Annotated in this window: 13 protein-coding genes; 7 read left to right on the forward strand and 6 right to left on the reverse strand. The window is 72.0% G+C overall.

From position 1 onward, the window contains the following. Positions 1-42: 42 nt before the first annotated feature. Complete coding sequence (locus tag ACWDLG_RS42840) at positions 43-780, forward strand: YcnI family copper-binding membrane protein (RefSeq protein ID WP_449931061.1); 738 nt, start codon at positions 43-45, stop codon at positions 778-780. Positions 781-858: 78 nt separating this feature from the next. On the opposite strand, the gene ACWDLG_RS42845 is transcribed toward ACWDLG_RS42840, so the two are convergent. Genes ACWDLG_RS42845 through ACWDLG_RS42855 form a run of 3 tightly spaced genes read right to left on the reverse strand, consistent with a single transcriptional unit; the run spans position 859 to position 3,999 of the window. Further along, positions 859-1,938 carry an ABC transporter permease gene (locus tag ACWDLG_RS42845; protein ID WP_449931063.1) on the reverse strand — a complete coding sequence of 360 codons (1,080 nt, stop codon included), beginning with the start codon at positions 1,936-1,938 and terminating at the stop codon, positions 859-861. Beyond that, positions 1,925-2,872, reverse strand: a complete 948-nt coding sequence (locus ACWDLG_RS42850) for an ATP-binding cassette domain-containing protein (RefSeq protein WP_449931065.1) — start codon at positions 2,870-2,872, stop codon at positions 1,925-1,927. The genes ACWDLG_RS42845 and ACWDLG_RS42850 overlap by 14 nt, the downstream gene beginning before the upstream one ends. Positions 2,873-2,874: 2 nt before the next feature. After that, complete coding sequence (locus ACWDLG_RS42855; RefSeq protein WP_449931067.1) at positions 2,875-3,999, reverse strand: LolA family protein; 1,125 nt, start codon at positions 3,997-3,999, stop codon at positions 2,875-2,877. 109 nt (positions 4,000-4,108) lie between these two features. Here ACWDLG_RS42855 and ACWDLG_RS42860 point away from each other — a divergent pair, with 109 nt between their 5' ends. Both ACWDLG_RS42860 and ACWDLG_RS42865 read left to right on the forward strand, forming a co-directional pair. Next, entirely contained in the window at positions 4,109-4,783 is a 675-nt protein-coding gene (locus tag ACWDLG_RS42860) for a response regulator transcription factor (RefSeq protein ID WP_354921535.1), read from the forward strand. A gap of 2 nt (positions 4,784-4,785) precedes the next feature. Continuing rightward, positions 4,786-6,120, forward strand: a complete 1,335-nt coding sequence (locus ACWDLG_RS42865) for a sensor histidine kinase (protein ID WP_449931069.1) — start codon at positions 4,786-4,788, stop codon at positions 6,118-6,120. 504 nt (positions 6,121-6,624) lie between these two features. Here the strand turns inward: ACWDLG_RS42865 and folP are convergent. Both folP and ACWDLG_RS42875 read right to left on the reverse strand, forming a co-directional pair. Continuing rightward, the gene (gene folP, locus ACWDLG_RS42870; protein WP_354921540.1) at positions 6,625-7,473 is read right to left on the reverse strand and encodes a dihydropteroate synthase; all 849 of its coding nucleotides are present in this window, start codon (positions 7,471-7,473) and stop codon (positions 6,625-6,627) included. A 576-nt stretch (positions 7,474-8,049) separates the two neighbouring features. Continuing rightward, a complete protein-coding gene (locus ACWDLG_RS42875) occupies positions 8,050-8,919 on the reverse strand; it encodes a LysR family transcriptional regulator (protein WP_354921543.1) in 870 nt (289 codons plus the stop codon). An 805-nt stretch (positions 8,920-9,724) separates the two neighbouring features. Between ACWDLG_RS42875 and ACWDLG_RS42880 the strand changes: the two genes are divergently transcribed. From ACWDLG_RS42880 to qcrB, 4 genes are all read left to right on the forward strand, one after another. Beyond that, positions 9,725-11,107: a neutral zinc metallopeptidase gene (locus ACWDLG_RS42880; protein WP_449931072.1), complete on the forward strand. Its 1,383-nt coding sequence runs from the start codon at positions 9,725-9,727 to the stop codon at positions 11,105-11,107. A gap of 135 nt (positions 11,108-11,242) precedes the next feature. Next, complete coding sequence (locus tag ACWDLG_RS42885; RefSeq protein ID WP_449931074.1) at positions 11,243-13,072, forward strand: LCP family glycopolymer transferase; 1,830 nt, start codon at positions 11,243-11,245, stop codon at positions 13,070-13,072. A 385-nt stretch (positions 13,073-13,457) separates the two neighbouring features. Then, positions 13,458-13,985 carry a hypothetical protein gene (locus tag ACWDLG_RS42890; RefSeq protein ID WP_449931076.1) on the forward strand — a complete coding sequence of 176 codons (528 nt, stop codon included), beginning with the start codon at positions 13,458-13,460 and terminating at the stop codon, positions 13,983-13,985. Beyond that, positions 13,978-15,618: a cytochrome bc1 complex cytochrome b subunit gene (gene qcrB / locus ACWDLG_RS42895; RefSeq protein WP_449931078.1), complete on the forward strand. Its 1,641-nt coding sequence runs from the start codon at positions 13,978-13,980 to the stop codon at positions 15,616-15,618. The genes ACWDLG_RS42890 and qcrB overlap by 8 nt, the downstream gene beginning before the upstream one ends. Positions 15,619-15,706: 88 nt before the next feature. Here the strand turns inward: qcrB and ACWDLG_RS42900 are convergent. Then, positions 15,707-15,905 (reverse strand): hypothetical protein (locus ACWDLG_RS42900; RefSeq protein ID WP_354921558.1); only part of this gene is annotated, 199 nt, incomplete at its 5' end.

The raw sequence follows: 15,905 nt of genomic DNA on the forward strand, positions 1-15,905 counted from the left end.
CCCTCTTTCCTTCTTCCTCCCACAGACACGTGGAGTTTCCGCATGCCCACCTTCCCCCGTACGGCTGGCGTGCTCGCCGCCGCCACCGCCCTGTCCCTCGGCCTGGCCGTCCCGGCCCTCGCGCATGTGACCGTCAACCCCGGAACCGCCGAGCAGGGCGGGTTCACCAAGGTCGCCTTCCGCGTCCCGAACGAGCGTGACGACGCCTCGACGACGAAGATCGAGGTGTCCTTCCCCGTCGACCACCCCCTGGCCTTCGTCTCGGTCAAGCCGGTGCCCGGCTGGGAGGTCAAGGTCACCGAGGGCAAGCTGCCCAAGCCGGTGAAGACCGAGTACGGCGACCTCACCGAGGCGGTCACCAAGGTCGTCTGGTCGGGTGGCCAGATCAAGCCGGGCCAGTTCCAGGAGTTCGAGGTGTCGATGGGGCAGCTGCCGACCGACACCGACCGGCTGGTCTTCCCCACCAGCCAGACCTACTCGGGCGGTGAGGTCGTGAAGTGGGCCGACGAGCCCACGGCCGACGGCACCGAGCCGGAGCGGCCGGCGCCGCTGCTGAAGCTCACGCCCGCCACGGCCGGCGACGGCCACCACGGCACGGCGTCGGCCGCCCCCTCGGCACCCGCCGCCTCGTCCGCGCCCGCGGCGCCCTCGGTGACGCCGGTGGCGGCCTCCGCTTCCGCGGCGGACGGCACGGCCCGGCTGCTCGGCGGCGCGGGGCTGGTGGTGGGAGCCATCGGCCTGGTGGTCGGCTTCCTCGGGCTGCGCCGCCGCCCCTCCTGACCCGCGGGCCCGGTGGCCGGCCCGCGGTCCGGTCACCGGGGGCCGGAGGGGTGCGCTCCCCTTCGGCCCCGCCGCGGCTCAGGAGGTGATGTCCTTGCTGGTGAAGCGGGCCCACGCGAACGAGCCGAACAGCAGGATGTAGGCGCCGAAGGCCAGCAGGCCCGAGGTCAGGTGATCGAAGGCGATCGGGTCGCGCAGGACCGCGTCGAAGCCGCTCCACCAGTTCGGCAGCAGGTACGCCTGGACGGGCTCCAGCTGCGGGATCGCCCGCATCACCTGGGTGGCGATGACCAGCACGACGGTCGCCGCGATGGCGCCGATCGGCGCCTCGGTCAGCGTCGACAGCGCGATCGCGACCGCGGCCAGCGCCGCCATGCCGAGCGTGACGTAGCCGATGACGATCAGCAGGCGCAGCAGGGCGTCGCCGAGCGGGATGGCGACCCCCGACAGCAGCGTGACGGGCCCGGCCGGGAACAGCAGCAGGCCGGTGATGAGCGCCGCGAGCGCCACGGCCGAGGCGACGGCCAGGCAGAACAGCACGGCGTTGACGAACTTGACCGCCAGCAGCCTGGTGCGCCCGGCGGGGGCGGCCAGCAGGTACCGCAGCGTGCCTCCCGCGGCCTCGCCGGCCAGCGCGTCGCCCGCCACGACGGCGACCGCGACCGGCATCAGCAGCGGCACCAGGGCGCCCAGCGAGACGAGCGCCAGGAAGAAACCGTTGCCGGCGACCTGCTGGATGAGGCCGCCCGGCCCGTCGGCCATGTCGTCGCCGAGGATGCGCAGGACGACGCCCATGATCACGGGGACGGCGGCGAGGACGGCGAGCATGGCGAGGTTGCGCGGCCGGCGGAAGGTCAGGCCGAGCTCGGAGCCCAGCATCCTGGCGAACGCGGCGACGGCTCCGGGGCCGGACGTCGCCTCCCGGGTGACGGCGTCCAGGGTGGAGGCGGCCGGCACGGGCAGGTCGGGGCGCGGGCCCTGCTCGGCGGTGCGCCTCGACTCGCTCACCGGGACCAGGCCGGGCGTCCGCCTGGCTCCCGCGCCGCGCCCGCTCCGCAGGCCGGGATCCTCGACCGGCGTGCCGGCCACCGGGCCGGCCGTTGGGTCTTCCACGGTGTCTGCCACCAGGTCTGCCACTTCGGGCTCAACCTTCGACATCGAACCCCTCCCCCGTCAGGCCGACGAAGACCTCTTCCAGGCTGGGCCGTACGACCGACAGGCCCCTGACCGCGACGCCGGCCTCGACCAGCGCGACGTTGAGCCGCTCGGGGGCGTGACCGCCGAGCTCGGCGCTCACCTGCGTCCCCTCGTGGGTGACGGCCGCCAGGCCGAGCCCGCGCAGCACCCGCGCCGCGTCCGCGCCGTCGGGCGTCTCCACCCTGACGCGCGGGGCGCGGCCACCGCTCAGCGAGGCGATCGTGCCGTCGGCGACGAGCCTGCCGGTGCGCATGATGGCCGCGTGCGTGCACATCTGCTCGATCTCGGCCAGCAGGTGCGAGGAGACGAACACCGTGGTGCCGTCGGCGGCGATCTCCTTGACCAGCGTGCGGACCTCGCGGGTGCCCTGCGGGTCGAGGCCGTTGGTCGGCTCGTCGAGGATGAGCAGATCGCGCGGGCCGAGCAGGGCGGCGGCGATGGACAGGCGCTGCCGCATGCCGAGGGAGTAGGCGCGGTAGCGCTTGCCGGCGGCGGCCGACAGGCCCACCCGCTCCAGCGCGGCGCCGACCCTGGCGCGGGCGGTGCGGCCCGAGGCGGTGGGGTCGGCGGCGTCGTAGCGCAGCAGATTGGCCTCGCCCGACAGGTAGGGGTAGAAGGCCGGGCCCTCGACCAGCGCGCCCACCCGCGGCAGCGGCACCGTCGCGTAGGTGCCGGAGGTGGGCGTGACCAGGCCGAGCAGCATGCGGATGGTGGTGGTCTTGCCCGACCCGTTCGGGCCGAGGAAGCCGTAGACCGAGCCGCGCGGCACGGTCAGGTCAAGGGCGTCGACCGCGATCTGCCCGCCCTTGAAGCGCTTGGTCAGGCCCTCCGTGACGATCGCGTGGTCAGCGGAGGGCGGGGCCGCCCCTGAGGGCGCCCCCGCTTCCAGCGTCATGCTCACCTGGCGCCTGCCGCCTTCGTGAGCTCCTCCGGGGTGACCGCGCCGACCAGCAGCCGGCCGTCGTCGGTGAACAGCACGCTGACCAGCTTGGTCTTGATCAGCTTGCCGCTCCCCCACGGGCCGCTCACCGGCGTGGCGGTGCGCAGGATTGCATCGAGCGAGGGCGCCTGCTCGCCACCGGGTTCGGCCTGCGGCTGGGCGGCCCCTGCCGTGGGCGTGGGCGTCGGCAGGACCGCGACCGTGGTCCAGCCGGCGCCGACGGTCTTGACCGCGCCTTCGCGGAAGTCGTGCTCGGGCTTGCGGTCCTCGAGGGCCGGGCCGAACGTCTTCTCCTCCACCTTGGCGCCCGCGGGCGGGGTGAAGGTGAAGTTCTCCTTCGCGGGGGCGGAGAAGGTGACCTGGGTGAACCCGACCTCGAAGGCCGGCTCCGCCGACCCCTTGGCGTACACCTGGACGCGCAGCGGGACGTAGGTCTCGCCGTCGAGCGCCAGGCGGACGTCCTGGATCAGCGAGCCGTCCTGCTTGGGCGCCAGCACCAGCTCGTAGGCCGGGCGTCCGGCCACCTTGGTGGTGTTGGTCACGCTGACCACGCTGTGCTCGCCGACCTGGGCCAGCAGGCGCTCGGCGGCCTGCTGGGGGGTCAGCGCGGGGGCGTCGGGCACGTGCGTCGCGCCGGGCCGGTCGGCGGTGCCGGGGGCCAGCTTGACGCGCGTGGCCCGGTTGGACTGGCTCTCCCACAGCCACGTCTGGTCGCCGTTCACGATGACGTTGGTCTCGCTCATCGGGCCCGGTACGGCCAGCCTGAACTGGTCGCGGGAGCCGTACCAGACCTTCGCCTCGTGGGAACCCGACAGCAGGCTGAGCGGGGAACCGGTGGCGGCGCCCTGCGGCAGGGCGGGAAGGCCGAGGGAGGCGGTCTCCACGACCGTCCCCGACATCGGGGGCAGGCCGTCCTTCTGCACCGCCGCGGCGGCCTCGGCCAGCAGCTGCTGCGCCGAGCGTTCCGGCAGGACGGGGTCCCCGCTGACGGCGGCGATGACCGGACCCGCGCCGATGGCGGCACCGATCACGGCGACGGCCGCGACGGGGACGCCCCACCTCACGAGCTTGCCTCTGGACATCTCACTCCTTCACGGTATTGCTTACGTCTCAACAGTGCGTGAGGAGTGCTGTGGTGATCCTGAGACGAGCTGAGAGGCCTCTCAGCACCGATGGTGCACTATGTGCGCTATGAGAGTTCTGGTCGTCGAGGACGAACGGCGGATGGCCGCCGCCCTCCAGCGGGGGCTGCAGGCCGAGGGGTTCGCCGTGGATCTCGCCCACGACGGCGAGGAGGGGCTGCACCTGGCCAGGCACGGCGACTACGACGTGGTCGTGCTCGACATCATGCTGCCCCGGCTGTCGGGCTACAACGTGTGCAAGCGGTTGCGCGCGGAGGAGAACTGGGTGCCCATCCTCATGCTGTCGGCCAAGGACGGCGAGTACGACATGGCCGACGGGCTCGATCTGGGCGCCGACGACTACCTCACCAAGCCGTTCTCCTACGTGGTGCTGGTGGCCAGGCTGCGCGCGCTGCTGCGGCGCGACGCGGGGCGGCGTCCCGCGGTGCTGACGGCGGGCGACCTGTCGCTGGACCCGGCCAGGCGCAAGGTGCAGCGCGGGGAGGAGTCGGTGGAGCTGACGCCCCGGGAGTTCGCGCTGCTGGAGTACCTGATGCGCCGCCACGACGAGGTGGTGTCGAAGGCGGAGATCCTCGAGCACGTCTGGGACACCTTCGACACCGACCCGAACGTGGTCGAGGTGTACGTCGGCTACCTCCGCCGCAAGATCGACGGCCCGTTCGGCAGGAACGCGCTCCAGACCGTGCGCGGCGCGGGTTACCGGCTGGCCGGCGACGGTGGCTGACGATGGCTGAGTGGTGGCGGCGCAAGAGCCTGCGCTTCCGCCTGACGGCGCTGTCGGCCGTGGGGCTCGCGCTCGCGTTCGCGGTGTCGGCCTCGGTGCTGATGATGGTGCTCGGCCGGTCGCTGACGAACACCGTGGACGAGACCACCAGGCAGCACGCGCAGGTGGTGCGGGCGCAGGCCGACAGCGGCACGCTGACCGACCCGATCACCACCCAGGACGGCACGATCGTGCAGGTCGTCGGAGCTGACGGCAGGGTCACCCACGGCACCTACGGCGCCGACCGGCTGGTTCCCCTGCTCGACGCCGGCGACCGGCGCAGGGCGCTGCGCCACGACTCGGCCTGGTTCCTGAACGGCGAGCCGTACGGGATCCCCGGGCCACTGCGGGTCGTCGTCGTCAGCGGTGACAGGGGCGTGACGGTGCTGGCCGCGCGGCCGGTGCGCGAGATCGAGCGGAGCCTGCTCACGGCGGGCAAGGTGCTGCTGTTCGGCACGCCGCTGCTGGTGGCCTTCCTGGCGGGCGGCGGCTGGCTGATCATCGGCAGGACGCTGCGGCCGATCGACGCGCTGCGCAGAGGCGCGGCGGACATCACCCACACCGCCAGGTCGAGGCGGTTGCCGGTGCCCGCCGCCCGCGACGAGGTCCACTCGCTGGCCGTCACCCTCAACGACATGCTGGCCAGACTGGAAGAGGCCGAGTCCCGCCAGCGGGCGCTGGTCTCCGACGCCGCGCACGAGCTGCGCAGCCCGCTGGCCAGCATCAGGCTCCAGCTGGAGGTGGCGCTCGGTCACCCCGACGGGCAGGACTGGACCGAGACGGCCGAAGGCGTGCTGGAGGACACGCTGCGCCTGTCGCGCCTGGCCGAGGACCTGCTCGCGCTGGCCAGGCTGGACGAGCGCGGCGGCAGGCTGGCCAGGAACGTACCCGTCAACCTGGACGAGGTCGTCCGTCAGGTGGTGGAGAGGTACGGCGAGGCGAGGCTGACCGCCTGCGACCCCGTCGTGGTGCGCGGCGACGCCCTCGACCTGAGCCGCGTGGTGACCAACCTGATGGACAACGCCGTCCGGCACGCCACCTCCACCGTCGAGGTGGCGCTGACCCGCGACGGCGTGCTCACCGTCACCGACGACGGCCCCGGCATCCCCGAGGAGGACAGGGAGCGGGTGTTCAACCGCTTCACCAGGCTCGACCACGGGCGCAGCAGGGACGAGGGCGGCGCGGGCCTGGGCCTGGCGATCGTCCGCGAGACGCTGAGGGCACACGGCGGGGCCGTCCACCTGGAGGACGCCGGGCCGGGCCTGCGCGCGGTGGTGCGGCTGCCCGCCCTCATCTGATCGACCGAACTGCGAAGTCGAGGCGATCACGGGCCGGGCCGTGATCTTCAACGTCACGTACTGGCCCCTGGCAGCCTGGAGCCCTCTGCTCGCTCTGGTGGCCGTCGACTACTACCGCCGCCGCACCACCGCACCCCGCGACCTCTCCGCAGGGTCGCGTCGCTGAGGGCTTGTACAGACCCCCGGTTCCCGATCTGCCGGAGCCCTTCCCGTTTCACCCCCTCCGCCTTTCCTCTCACCCCAGCTCCGCACCGACTCGCCTTCTCGCGTCTCCGCCCCACCATCTGCCCCGGCCGCTCCACGGCCGCCCGCCGGGCCGACGGCTGACGGCTGACGGCCCTGGATCGCCGACCTAGGTCTACGGTTGCTCGGCCTGGGTCGCCTGCCCGCTCGTCGTCCGGCCGCCTCACGGCTGTGGGCCGGGCCCGTCCCGGACGGCCGGCGAGGGCACCCGCTCGGCTCTCCGGCCGGTCGGTCGATGACCGCCGGGACTGTCGGCGGCGGTCAGGGGGTGGGATTCGTGGGGGCGAGCCGCGCGACCTCCGCCAGCCCGGCCCGCGCCGAGGCGGCGTCGTGCACCCTGAACACCCTGGCGCCCTGCAGCGCCGAGACCGCCAGCGTCGCGATCGTGCCCGCGTGCCGTTCGTCCACCGGCAGCCCGCCCAGCGTCTCCCCGACGAAGTCCTTGTTCGACACCGCCACCAGCACCGGCCACCCGGTGGCCACCATCTCGTCGAGCCGCCGGCTGACCTCCAACGAGTGGTAGGTGTTCTTGCCGAAGTCGTGGGCCGGGTCGATGAGGATCGACTCCCTCGCCACCCCCGCGGCGACGGCCCGTTCGGCCAGGTCGACCGTGTAACCGATGACGTCGGCGACCACGTCGGCGTAGGCGATGCGGTGTGGTCTGGTGCGCGGCTCGACCCTGCCCGCGTGGGCGCACACCAGCCCGGCGCCGTGCTTGGCCGCCACCTCCGCCAGCAGCGGGTCGACGCCGCCCCAGGTGTCGTTGAGCAGGTCGGCCCCCGCGCCGGCCACCACGTCGCCCACCTCCGAGCGCCAGGTGTCGACGCTGATGATCAGGTCGGGATGGCGGTCGCGTACGGCGGCGACCAGGCCCGCGACGCGCCTGATCTCCTCCTCGGCGTCGACCGTGTCGCCGGGGCCCGCCTTGACACCGCCGATGTCGACGATGTCGGCGCCGCCCTCGACCGCGGCGTCGACCGCTTCGAGCGCGGCGCCGAAGCCGTAGGTCTTCCCCTTGTCGAAGAAGGAGTCGGGGGTCCTGTTGACCACGGCCATCACCGCGTGGTCTCCGGGACCGAACTCCTTGCCGCGCAGTCGCAAGATGCTCATCACCTTCGAGCCTACGGAAGATCCCGCGGGTTGGCACATCGCCGTCCCGCACCTGCCCGTCCGGTGTCGCCTCGGGACATGAAGAGATTCTCAGTGGCCGACTCGGCGACGCGCAGGGGCTCATGGTGACCGACCGGGAACGCACCCGGGTTCAGGCTGACCCGGCCCGGAAACCCGCAAGAGCCCGTCGCGACCGATCTGGGAACGCACGGGGGCTCAGGGAGGTCGGCCCGGGCTCGCGCGGATCGGCGGCTGGTTCGAGGGCGACGAGGCGCAGGGGTTCAGGGGGCCGGCGGATCCGGGCTCGAGACGCGCAGGGGGTCGGATGGCGGCGGGCCCGGCTTCAGGGTTGTCTCAGAACGGGCTTGCGCGTGCGGTGGCCGGGTGCCTGGGCGGCGTGGTCCGATGTCGGGGAGGGGCGTGTCCCGGCAGGCGGTCCGGCGTGTCCGGGGTCTGGCGTCAGGGTGCACGGGTGAGGAGGCGGGCCGCGGCGGCGTGCGCTGCTGCCGGCCCCGCGTCGGCCGCGGGGGTGGCGCGTGGCCCCCGGGCGTACGGATCGGTGGAGGTGGAACGTTCCTAGGCGGCTGAACCCTTCTCCGCGGTCGCCAGGAAGTCCTGGGCGATCAGCGGCAGCCTGCGGCGGGCGTGGACGACGGCGATCACGCGGCGGACGGCGGGCTCGAGTGACCGCACCACCAGCCCGGCCCTGAGCGCCTGCTCGGCCATGCCGCGGTACCACAGCAGCGAGGCCTGGCCCGCACGGACGGCGTTGAGCCAGCCGTTCCTCTCGTCGGTCTCCAGCACGATGATCGGATTGACCGCGTACTTGCCGAACATCGCGTCGAACTCCCTTCTCCTGACGCTTCCCCGTGCGGGCAAGGCCAGGCGTAGTCCGTCGAGGTGGGTCATCGGGACGGGATCCGGCAGGTCGGTTCCCGGCGGCGAGATGAGCACGATCTCCTGTCGTTCGAGGGGATGGGTGATCAGGTCGGTCGGGACCGGCAGGTCGGTGAGGCCGAGGTCGGCCCGCTGGTCCCTGATGGCGTTGACGACCGCGTCACGGCCGTCGCAGCGGATGATGTGCACGCGGACACCCGGATGCTCGGCCGCGTAGGCGGGAAGCAACCGCCCGGCCAGGCCGGGCTCGAGGGTTGTCGTCGATGCGATGCGCAGTTCGGCGTCGGAGGCACCGCCGTGGCTGGAGAGCGCCTCGATCTCCCCCACCGCGTCGAGCGCCTCCTTGGCCAGCTTGACCACCCTGCGGCCGTGCGCGGTGACGACCACCCCGCGCCCCGAGCGGGCGAAGAGGGTCATCCCGAGCTCGCGCTCCAGGTCTCGGATCGCGCGTGAAAGCGCAGGCTGCGCGATGTAGAGCGACCTGGCCGCGTCGGTCATGGTGCGGTGCTCCGCAGTCGCGACCACGTAGCGGAGCTGCTGCAGATTCATGACATTGAAGCTAGGACAACTGCGGCCGCTCGGACGGCGACATAGCAGAGATCACCTCGAATGATTTCGGACTGTAATCGAGCACGGCGACATCCGTGACGGGTGATAAATCAGTATGCTTCTGCCCCAAATTCGGCAAAGGTCCGGTATGCGGGTCCGGTTCGGACGGCCAGGTCGAGGGGGAGACAGGGTGACAGGCAACGGGCAATATCCACCGCCGCCTCCGGGGCATCAGGGAGAGCCCGGGTCCGGCGAGCCCCAGCAGCCGCCCTTCCCCACGTGGCCGCCCCAGCAGAACGGGCCCGGGGCGTACGAGGAGCCCACGACCCGCCGGTACCGGCCACCCACGCCTCCCCCGGCCCCGCCTCAGGGACCCGCGCAGGGGCACCCCTACGCGCCGCCGCCTCCGCCGCCCGGTTCGGGCCCCGCGCAACCGCCGCCTCCGCCCGGTCCCGGCGTACAGACCCCGCCCCCGCCCGGCCATGGCCCCCCGGCACCGCCCCCGCCCGGCCACGGCATGCAGGCCCCACATCCGAACGCCCCAGGAGCACAGCCCCCGTACCCGCACGGCCCAGGAGCGCACCCTTCGCACCCGCACGACCCGGGAACGCACACCCCGTACCCGAACGGCTCGGGAACGCAGGCCCCCTACCCGAACGGCTCGGGGGCGCAGAGCCCGGCCCCGCCGTACGGCGCGCCGCAGCCGCCGCCGCCCGCGGGGCCGTACGTTCCCCCGCCCGGCCCTCCGAACGGCCACCGGCCCGCCGGACCGCCGCCCGGCGGGCCGCAGGCGCCTCACCCCGGCATGCCGTACCCGCCCCCGCACGGGCCGGGCCAGGGCGGCCCCTACCCCCAGGGGAACGGCCAGGGCGCACCGTACCCCCAGGGAGGCGGGCACCCGCAGGGACCCGGACAGGGCGGCCCCCATCCGCACGGGTCAGGGCAGGGCGGGCCGTACCCGCCGGGGAACGGCCGGCCGCGGCAGGGCCCGCCGCCGCATCCGGGGCCCGGTCACCGGCCGCCGCACGGTCCCGCGCAGGGGCCGTACGGCCCGTGGCAGCGCCCGCCGCAGCGCAGGAAGTCGAACGCGGGCGCCATCGTCGGCGCGGTGTTCGGTTCGCTGGCGGCGATCTTCGTGCTGCTCGTGATCGGCTCGGCGGTCTTCAAGGGCGCCTCGGACACCGACACGACCTCGCCGATCGCGATCCCCACGTACACGCCGCCGACGTTCGAGCCGCGGGACGACGACACCGACGAGTCGGCCGAGCCGACCGACCGGCCCAGCGACCAGCCGTCCTCCTCTGACCAGCCGTCGGACCGGCCCAGCGACCAGCCGTCGGACCAGCCGTCGTCGGACCGGCCCTCCTCCTCGGAGCAGCCATCGTCCGAGCCGCCGACGTCCGAACAGCCGACGTCCGAGCAGCCGACATCCGAGCAGCCCGCCACGGTCAAGCTCAACACGAGCCTGCAGGCCAACACGCTGTACTTCGCGGGCGGGCTGCCGCGCACGACGTGCAGGGCGGGCAGCGCGAGCCTGTTCAGCCACAGCCAGCTCAAGGCGCTGATCCTGAAGACCGGCAAGTGCATGGACGCGGCGTGGGCCCCGATCCTGCGCAAGAAGGGCATCGACTGGAGCCCGCCGAACTACGCGATCGCCGCCAAGCGCGGCAGGGGCGCCTGCGGCGACTACCCGTCGCCCGGCAGCATGGTGCCGTACTACTGCCCGCGCAACAACACCATCTACGCCTCCACCTCGGCGCTGGCCAGGGGCAACGGCAACTCCATCGGGTACGGCGAGATGGTCGCCTGGCACGGGGCGACGATCAGCATGATGGCCCACGAGTACGGTCACCACATCCAGCAGATCACCGGCATCCTCGACTCGCACTGGCAGAAGCATGTCCAGACGTCGAGCCAGAGCGGCCGGCTGGCACTCAGCAGAAAACTGGAACTCCAGGCAACCTGTTTCGGGGGTATGTTCATGCGGGCGGTGGCCGACACCTATCCGGTCAGCGGCCACCAGCGTGACATCCTGTTCTGGTTCTACTCGAAGGTGGGCGACCATCCCGGGTATCCCCGCGACCACGGCACTCCGGCCAACAACAACGTCTGGTTCCGGCAGGGCTGGTTGAAGAACAAGGCCTACCAGTGCAACACGTGGCTGGCCCCCGCTTCCACGACGTCCTAGCTTCATGGAGCGTTCATCCCACATTGGTCATCTGTCATTGATGTCCCAATATGGGGGCTAGAATCCTGGCAATCTCGTGACCAACGGGGGGCAAACCTTCGGGTTTGGCCTGGTACGACGTGCGAAGGAGCCGGTGTGTCGAAGCGCCCTGGAGGAGACTTCCCCGAGCGCGGCAGAAAGCGGCGTGCGCCTCGGCGCGCCGCGCCCGCCGAGCCCTCCGCCCAGGAGCCATCCGCCCGGAACGGCGCCGGTCAGGACCGCCCCGCGCAGGACTCCGCGGCGCCGGACCAGACCGGCCAGGACCGCTCCTCCCGCGAGCGTGGCACCCGCGCCCGCGCGGCGCAGGACCGCGCCGCGGACGACAGCGGCGCGCAGCGCGACACCGGCTCCGGCCCGGCGGTCAGGGAGCAGAACACGCGACCGAGCCTCAAGGCGCCCGGCGCCCCGAAGAACGCCAAGGCGCCGAGAACGCCCAAGGCCCAGGCGCCCGCGTTCGCCAGGAAGATGGGCGTCGGCTCGATCATCGGCTGGACCGCGCTGTCGGCCCTCGTACCCGGTGCCGCACACCTGCGGGCCGGGCGGCGCCGTACCGGATTCGTGTTGCTGGGCGCGTTCGGCGCGCTGCTGATCGCCGCGATCGTTTACGGCCTGTCCTTCGTGGGCAACCTCGGCGCGGCCGTCAGGGAGAGCACGATGATCACCGTGTCGGTGGCCGCCGTGATCGGCGCGCTGGCGTGGTTCGCGCTCGTGCTCGTCTCCTACATCGCCCTCGGCCCCGACCGTCTGAACGGCCGGGGCCAGATCGTCTCCGGGATCGTGGTCGGACTGCTGTGCGTGGTGGTGATGTCGCCGTTCGCGCTGACCGCCAACGCCGTCCTGGCCACCCGGGACGCCGTCCAGGGCATCTTCCCCTCGGTCTCCGACCCGGAGGTGCAGCCGATCAAGGAGGAGGACCCGTGGAACGGCAAGGACCGGGTCAACTTCCTGCTCATCGGCGGTGACGGCGCCGGCAACCGCCAGGGCGTGCGGACCGACAGCATGACCGTGGCCAGCGTCAACATCAAGACCGGCAACACCGTGCTGTTCAGCCTGCCCAGGAACCTCCAGCACGTACGGTTCCCGCCGTCCTCGCCGCTGGCCAAGCACTTCCCGAACGGCTTCATGGCCGAGTTGCCCAACGGCGGCCTGCTGAACGAGGTCTGGCAGTTCGCCAACGACCACCCCGAGATCATGCACGGCAAGAACAAGGGCCCCCGCGCGCTGATGGACGCCATCGGCCACACGCTCGGGCTGCGGCTCGACTACTACGCGCTGATCAACATGTACGGCTTCGTCGACCTCGTCGACGCGATCGGCGGCATCAAGCTGCGCGTGGAGAAGGACATCCCGTGGGGCGGCCACTACGGCACCGCGGGCACGATCAAGGCCGGCTACCAGCGGCTGTCCGGCGAGGAGGCGCTGTGGTACGGGCGCTCCCGCGTCGTCGACGACGACTTCAGCCGCATGGGCAGGCAGCGGTGCGTCATCGGCGCGTTCGCCCAGCAGGCGACGCCCGACAAGATCCTCACGAACTTCACCAAGATCGCGGACGCGGCCAAGCGGATGGCGCAGACGAACATCCCGCAGGAGTTGCTGGAGCCGCTGGCCAACCTGGCTCTCAAGGTCAAGGACGCGCGGATCACCAGCCTGCAGTTCGTGCCGCCGCACTTCTACACCGGGTCGCCGGACTGGCCGAAGATCCGCAGGGCCACCGTCAAGGCGCTGAACGACTCGGTGAAGCCGAGCAGGCGCGCGCTGGCGGCGCAGGTGACGGCCTCTCCCGGGGCGACGACGTCCCCGTCCGGCACCGTGGCGGCGACGCCGCAGGCCTCCAAGACCGCGACGCCCTCGCAGACGCCGACGCGGAACGGGCAGGCGGCCAACAACGGCTCGGCCAAGAGCCTCGCGGAGCTGTGCGGGCTGTAGACGTCTCGTCTCGACCGTAAGCCCGCACCCCAGGTGACCTGGGGTGCGGGCTTCCGCGTTGTCGGGACAGCCCGGGCGAGGGGCCGGTGATCCCGGCTGGAGGCGCGGGCCGCCGCCTTCAGGGGATCCGGCGGAGAGCTCGGGCTGACGCCTGACGGGAACCGGCGCAGGACGTGGGCTGACGTCCCTTGAGAGCGCGCCGAGGCTCTTCGGGACACCCCGTGGAGTGCGGACCCCCAGGCTCAGGGTGACTGTGGGTGACGGGCAGGGCGCCGAGTGCAAGGGCATGCTCCCCGGGGGCGCGAAGCCGGTGCATCTTTGACGGCTGGCAGTGCATCCGCAGAAGGTTGTCGCGCGAAGATGGGAGAAAGAGGGTGAGGGGGCGATGACCCGGATGCACCAGCTGACCGAACTCCTCGACGCGCTGGACGCCCAGCTGCCTGCCGTGCCGTACCGGATCAGACACTTTCCCGAGGGGGAGGAGTTCGTCCGGCTGGGCCTTCCCGACTCCGCGCGCTCGATCGTCTACGTGTCGGGCGACCAATGGATCTGCGTCGGCGAGGACCGATCGGGTCTGATCTCGCAGCGCTGCCTCGGCCGTGTGGGTGAGGCGCCTGAGGAGATCGTCAGCCGCCTGGCCACGCCGCTCCCCCCGCCGCGGCCGCGGTCGCGCGTCTCCCGGCTGGTGCGCACCGTCGCGGTCGGCGTGGCGTCGGGGGCGGCGGCCTGCGTCCTGGCCGCGATCGTCATCGCCGTGCTCGTGCTCGGCAACGGGTACGGCTACGGCTCCGACGTCGTGCACTGGACCATCAACGCGCTGGCCGCCGGCATCGGCGTGGGCGTGGGCTTCTGGGTGGCCTGGCGATACCACCGCGCCGTCTCGCGATGCAGGAAGGCACAGGACGATGGGTGAGCTGACGCGGGTACCGAAGGCCGCCGGCGGTCCGGCCCGCTTCCTCGACGACCGGACGGGCGCGGGCAACTTCCTGCGGCGTAACCTGCGCAAGGTCTTTCCGGACCACTGGTCGTTCCTGCTCGGTGAGATCGCCCTCTACTCGTTCATCATCCTGCTGCTGAGCGGCACGTTCCTGACGTTCTTCTTCGTGCCGAGCATGAGCGAGGTCGCCTACGACGGCCCTTACGAGCCGCTCAAGGGCGTGATGATGTCGGAGGCCTACGCCTCGACGCTGAAGATCAGCTTCGAGGTGCGCGGCGGTCTGCTCATGCGGCAGATCCACCACTGGGCGGCCCTGCTGTTCGTGGCCGGCATGATGGTGCACATGCTCCGCGTGTTCTTCACGGGCGCGTACCGCAAGCCGCGCGAGCTGAACTGGCTGATCGGCGTCATGCTGCTGACGCTCGCGCTGCTCGAGGGGCTGACCGGATACTCGCTGCCCGACGACCTGCTGTCCGGCGCGGGCCTGCGGATCACCGAGGGCGTGATGATCTCGCTGCCGCTCATCGGCACCTACATCACCTTCTTCCTGTTCGGTGGGGAGTATCCGGGTGACTCGGTCATCGCGCGGTTCTACTCGCTGCACATCCTGCTGATCCCGGGCATCCTGCTGGCCCTCATCTCGGCCCACATGGTGCTCATGTGGGTGCAGAAGCACACGCAGATGCCGGGCAAGGCACGCACCAACCACAACGTGGTCGGCGCGCCGTTCCTGCCGGCGTTCATGCTCAAGGCCGGTTCGTTCTTCATGTTCACCTTCGCGGTGATCGCCGGACTGGCGACCTTCGCACAGATCAACCCGATCTGGGCGTTCGGCCCGTACACCCCGGCCGACATCTCGGCCGGGTCGCAGCCCGACTTCTACATGGGCTTCCTGGAGGGCGCGCTGCGGCTGATGCCTGCCTGGGAGATCAACCTGTTCGGGACCGCCCAGGCCGGCACGTTGCCCTTGAGCGTGATCATCCCGGCGCTGCTGCCGATGGGCATCATCATGACCGGGCTCGCCCTGTACCCGTTCGCCGAGCAGTGGGTCACCGGCGACCGGCGCGAGCACCACATCACCGACCGGCCCCGCAACAACCCGCACCGCACCTCGATCGGCATGGCGGCCATCACCTTCTACGGGGTGCTGTGGCTGCTCGGCGCCAACGACGAGATCTCGGCCAACTTCCACATCAGCCTGAACTGGACGACCTACATCGGCCGGGTGCTGGTGCTGGCCGGCCCGGTGGTCGCCTACATCGTCACCTACCGGATCTGCCTGGGCCTGCAGCGATCCGACGCCGCCGTCATCGGGCACGGCGTGGAGGCGGGTGTGATCAAGCGGATGCCGCACGGCGAGTACGTCGAGATCCACACGCCCCCGTCGGAGGACATCGAGGCCCACGTGCGGGGCAAGGAGCCCGTCCGGGAGATCAGCGCCGCCGAGACCGAGGGCATCCCGCCGAAGGGGCTGCGCGGCCCGCTCGGCAGGCTGCGGGCGCGCATGTCCCGGGCGTACGGAGGGGAGAAGATCCCGCTGGACACCGGTGAGGGACACGGCCACGCCGCCCTCGGCCCCGCCGACGAGGAGCGCTCCCGCTCCGAGTGAGCGCCCCCGCGTGACCAGGCCCAGCACACCCGGGGTGCCTGCCGGTCACGCGCGGCCGGCGTGGCCGGGCCCTGCGGCCGTGACCCGCTCAGACTTCTTCCACGCTGCTCGGCTCGCGCCGGGACAGGTCGATGCCGAGCTCCTCGGCCGCCCTGAAGACGTCCTCGTCGGTGTCGCGCATCTCGATCGAGGTGCCGTCGCTGGACAGCACCTCGACGTTCAGGCACAGTGACTGCATTTCCTTGATGAGGACCTTGAAGGATTCGGGGATACCGGGTTCGGGGATG

The organism is Nonomuraea sp. NPDC003727, from assembly GCF_053586935.1.